This window comes from Bacillota bacterium, assembly GCA_040754315.1.
Taxonomy (GTDB): Bacteria; Bacillota; Sulfobacillia; order DUSP01; family JBFMCS01; genus JBFMCS01.
In genome coordinates, this window is record JBFMCS010000025.1 from 1 (window position 1) to 4,828 (window position 4,828).

The window sequence follows — 4,828 nt, forward strand, 5'->3', positions numbered from 1 at the left end:
GGGTGCTGCCCAGCAACACCAACCCGGAAATCTTGAAAGCCCTAAGGTTGGCTGGCTTCAGTGAAGACATCTATCTCAAATAGGTGGCAGAATATGGGTCGTAATTCGGGTTTTTAGAGCAAAAAGGGTGCGGAAGATGTGATATAAGAGATGGCTGGCGAGGTTAACATCGGATCCTTTTTCCTCCGTATGAACGACTTCTACAAAAGACGGGCTTGAGTGAGACTGATTCACCAACGGTAGACGTCGGCGGGTGTTCAGGAAATGCCCGTATATTACTGTCACGTTGGGCAATGTCTCAATGGCCCTGATGTAAATCTGCTGTCTAAGTGGTTGATCGGGGTCGTTTTGCCGCGCAACCACCCGAGCGGTGAAATACTTAATTGCCGTAATGTTATGGCCAGGCAACAGGTGGGCGCACATTTGGGACAGGTCAAGCCACTTGTAGGGAGTCCCTTTAACGGCGCCGTAGTAAAGATTAAAGGCGTCTATATATACCGAAGTGCGAGCCTTCTCCGTAACTGCATAGGAGGTCATGAGATAAGCAGGGGCTGCCGTAAGCAGCCCCGCGCCCTGCCGTCGAAACGACAGGGGGTGTTCCTATACTTAGGATACCCCGATTGCTTCATTTCTGTCAATGTTTCTAGGCAGATTGGGGATCCCTTTTCTTCAGTCATTCTTCTTCCCTCGGTCACTCCAATAATATGAATAACTCATGCCATATGCTTCAATCCGCTTTGTCTAACCTAACTTTACCACTAGGAAATTTCCGTGTCAAAACATTCCATTCCTGCATCTTTTGTCCTCTTGGGTTGAACCTTTTCCTGCCACCCGCTCCACGCATCGCAGGCGGGATGCTGGTCGGGGACTACTCGAATCCGCACATCCTCCCCAGGACGCTGAGCCCGATTCCTCTGGCGGGTCACCCGTGAAGCCGTCGAGGAATTCACCGGCCTTCCCTGGAAGGATGAGCAGGCACCTTCTACTTTGCCCGCTAAAGTCCCCGCGGGCCGCAGGACCCGCACCCCTGATTAGGATAACCACCACCCCGGGGAAACAGGCCAAGTCCTCGTCTAAAACTGTGACCGCGCGCAAGGGCAGGGGAAGGGGAATGTAAATCTCTACCAGGTAGGGCGGCCGCGACCGTGCTGACAGCAGCGCGCACACCGCCGGTGATTTTTCGAGTTTTACGATCAGCCCGCGCGCACGCAAGCTCTGGCCCCGTGGAATGTCTTCGCCGCTGGAGATGGCCAACCCGCGGGGGTCGTACCCGGGCCGCAAGCTACCGTCTGGCCGCACCCTGATGCGCCCGGTCCGGTTCCCCTGTGCCCGCAACACCCGGTCAGCCTCCCGGTGCAGCCGCTGTACATCCGAAACCCCGCCCTTCGGCGCGAAGTCATCTATCACAAACACTACGTCTTTTGCCAGGAAAGTCAGCTTCTCCAAAGCGTTTGCAGTGCTCTCCCAGTTCCCCGGCAAATTCCTGTCGCCAAATCTTGCGCCCCAGTGTCCCTGCGCCAGCACTATGAGGGAGGTTTTTTTGACGCCGGTTTGCCCCGCCAGGTACACCGATAAATCGGTCGCCAACACCTCGCCCAGCGGCGCACGGTAAACCGCCGCCAGCAGGGGGAAGACAATTCCCGGGGGAGCTACCTGCAACAGCGCCAGGGAGGCCCGCCGCCGCCGCCAGGTCCTCCCCCTGTGGCGGTTCGGGCAGCACATAATCCCTCAGCTCCCCCCCGGGGTCCACGGCCACGCCGGCCACCGGGCCGTTCGTGCCGATAGCGCCACCAGCATGCAAATACAACCACTCAGGGCCGATTCTTCGCCAGCCGATATGTGTATAATGGTGGACATCTTTCACGCCTCACTTGAGAATGGCAGTAGCTGGGCAGTAGTGGTTCCAGGATATGACAGGGAGACAAGTGAGAACCCCGGGACTTCCCGCATGTCCCGGGGGCTTGTTTCTGGTGGAGCCGAGGGGGATCGAACCTCTGGCCTCATGAACGCTATTCAAGGTCCCAACCGTCTGGCACCAGCACGCTTAGACCCAGGGGAACAACCTCGGCATTGACAGGAGTCTGCCCCAACACGTTCCCGTCGAACATCTTCCTGAGGGGCTCCGAGGTCTCTATGCATACCTTCCTGGTCCTGTGCAGGCTCACTGCCGGGTTCCCCAGGTGCCTTCCCTGGTAGGCTTTGGGTAGCGTCATCAGGAAGTCCGGTTTGGACATGGCACCTACCAGGACCAGGTCGAACATGCCATCGGTAAGGCTGGCCGTGGGGGCCATCCTGAGACCCCCGCCGGTCCTCCGGGTATTCATCACGAATACAGCCATGTACGCCCCCTCGAAGGAGCCGTTGTCCATCGTCACCCGCATTGAGACAGGCCTTAACCGGTTCAGGATGGTGATGATGGCGGCGAGGATGGCGGCGGAACCCTGGAAGAGGGAGGAGTGGGTGTTGCAGTACTGCATTACATCGGTGGAAAACCCTAGGCCCAGGATTATACCGAAGTGACCGTCAGGGTCACGGCCTACATCGATGCGCTGGGTTCTTGCCATGAGGAGCTGCCGGGCCGCGACCCCCATGTCCTTGGCCATGCCAAGGGTGAAGGCCATGTCGTTTCCGGTTCCAGCAGGGATTACCCCCAGGGCCGCATCGCTTCCCACGATCCCGTTCAGGGTCTCTCCCATCGTGCCGTCCCCGCCTATGGCCACGATGCGCCGCCACCCTTCCTTCACGGCCAGGCGGGCGAGTTCAGTGGCGTGGCCGGGGCCCTGGGTGACGGAGATCTCATATGGCACCCGGGCATGGCGGAACACGTCTTCGACCGCCCGGAGCCCTCCTTGACGGTACCCCTTGGCGGCCTGGGGATTGGCTATCAGATTGAACCCGTCCAGGCGAACCCCTCCCTGAAAGACCTGGATTTCTACGCCCTGCCCAGGTTTTCCTGCGCCCCCAGGCTGTTCCTAGATAAGGGGTAGGGTATCGGGGTATGTTGTTTCCTGAGGGCAGCCACTTTGTGACTTCGAGGAGGGTCTTCAGTGAAGATAGACAAGGACATGTTCAGGCTCGATGGCAAGGTAGCCGTGATTACAGGCGGCAGCAGGGGCATCGGCAAGGCCATTGCCCTGGGAATGGCTACCTTCGGGGCTGACGTCGGGATCGCGGGCCTCAGCCCCGAAAGCCAGGACACGGTGAGGGAGATAGAGGCCTTGGGCCAAAAGGGTGCCTTCGTCAAGACCGACGTGGGCAGGGTACGGGAGGTACAGGAGGCCATGAACAGGATCGCCGGGAGCCTTGGGACTGTGGACATACTGGTGAACAACGCGGGGGTCGCAGCGGTTACCCCTGCCGAAGAGGTTTCCGAGGAGGAATGGGACAGCGTAGCTGGGGTCAATCTCAAGGGACTCTTCTTTGCCTCCCAGGCGGCAGCCAGGATAATGAAGGACCACGGGAGGGGGGGCAGGATCATCAACATCGGGAGCATCTTCGGACTTGTAGGCAGTGAGCTGGGAGCCAGCGTGTACCATGCATCCAAGGGAGCCGTGCAGAACCTCACCAGGGCTCTGGCCTGTGAGTGGGCGAAGTACGGCATCCTGGTGAACAACATTGGGCCCGGGTTCATAGTGACCGATATGACCCAGGCCCTCAGGGAAAACCCGGTCATGGCCAAAGCCCTGGAAGACCGGCATGCCCTGAAGAGGTTCGGCCGGACGGAGGAGATAGTTGGGGCGGCTGTGTTCCTGGCCAGCCCGGCTGCGAGCTTCGTGACCGGGGAAAACCTCTATGTTGATGGGGGCTATACGGCATGGTGAGGCTCGCCCTGTAACAGGGGCCGAGGGCGCCATTTGAACCCTCAGGGTTATTGGCTCTCCAGGACGCCCCTGCCCCGGCGATCTTGTTTTCCTGCTGCACCTTCCTCCAGTGATACGGGTAGACGGGGAAACTCTGGGGAGAGTCACGCAGAAGAACCCTCCTTCTCGTACTGCAGCCGTAACGAGCGACATGCCTACGCTGGCTGGGCATTCGAGCGGTTCTTTGCCATGATGTACTAGCAGATGGCGCCACCCGAGGGGTCGAAGGGTTCCCAGGCTTACGTGCTCTATATCAGGGGCGGGAGCGTGGGCGTGGCCCCATGGCACGCCTGAATGTCAGCAACGGGTTTAAAATCCTCAAAAGGAACAGAATGAAATTCCTCACCCTCCATCAAAGAGGGAACATCAATGCCGGTCAAGGTGGAGGTGTTCCCAGTGATGGTGTCGTTAGTCTGTATTCCATAGTAACCGTCATACCTGGAGTCGTTGGCAATCGCATCCTCGTCCAGCACCCACTCCGTTTCCCCGGACATTTCTTTCAGATACTTCTTGCCGCCCCTTTTGTTGCTTGCCCTGATCTTCGAAGCGCTCTCAAGGAGACCTTTCGCCTTTTCGATGAGCCTTTCCCTGTCCGCGCTGTCTTTGCGGGCCCTGGCCTCGGAGTAGGTGATGACCAGCCTCTCCGGCAACTCAAACTCCTTTCCTTGGCTTCTCACGGCGTTCATGCGCTCGACGACCTTGTACTTCAGTCCCATCTCCTGGATATCCACATAGTCATCAGAGAACACCTCCTTTATAACCGCAGCCGGCATGCTCTTAAGGCGTGATGCCACAATGGGCAGGCCATCGATCTGGCCGGAAAGAGCCTTCAGGAAGTTCCACCCCAGTTGAAGCGACAAGTGTTGGACGTATTGGTGGAAATCTGCTTCAAGCGCCGTTCTTACAAGGGAAAGCACTCCCAGGACACCGAAAAGTACCGGCTGGTGGGGGTGCTGAACAACGAAACT

4 protein-coding genes are annotated in these 4,828 nt (G+C 58.5%); 2 read left to right on the plus strand and 2 right to left on the minus strand.

Going from position 1 to position 4,828, the window contains the following annotated elements; all coding sequences use genetic code 11:
* Positions 1 to 2,009: 2,009 nt before the first annotated feature.
* A complete protein-coding gene (locus AB1576_05000) occupies positions 2,010 to 2,888 on the minus strand; it encodes a diacylglycerol kinase family protein (GenBank protein MEW6081130.1) in 879 nt (292 codons plus the stop codon).
* Between AB1576_05000 and AB1576_05005 the strand changes: the two genes are divergently transcribed.
* Together AB1576_05005 and AB1576_05010 are read left to right on the plus strand one after the other, a co-directional pair.
* Positions 2,814 to 2,987 (plus strand): hypothetical protein, encoded by a 174-nt coding sequence (locus AB1576_05005; protein ID MEW6081131.1) that lies wholly within the window; start codon positions 2,814 to 2,816, stop codon positions 2,985 to 2,987. The genes AB1576_05000 and AB1576_05005 overlap by 75 nt on opposite strands.
* A gap of 60 nt (positions 2,988 to 3,047) precedes the next feature.
* Entirely contained in the window at positions 3,048 to 3,821 is a 774-nt protein-coding gene (locus AB1576_05010; GenBank protein ID MEW6081132.1) for an SDR family oxidoreductase, read from the plus strand.
* A 287-nt stretch (positions 3,822 to 4,108) separates the two neighbouring features.
* Here AB1576_05010 and AB1576_05015 read toward each other — a convergent pair whose 3' ends face one another.
* Positions 4,109 to 4,777, minus strand: a complete 669-nt coding sequence (locus AB1576_05015) for a hypothetical protein (protein ID MEW6081133.1) — start codon at positions 4,775 to 4,777, stop codon at positions 4,109 to 4,111.
* Positions 4,778 to 4,828 lie beyond the last annotated feature (51 nt).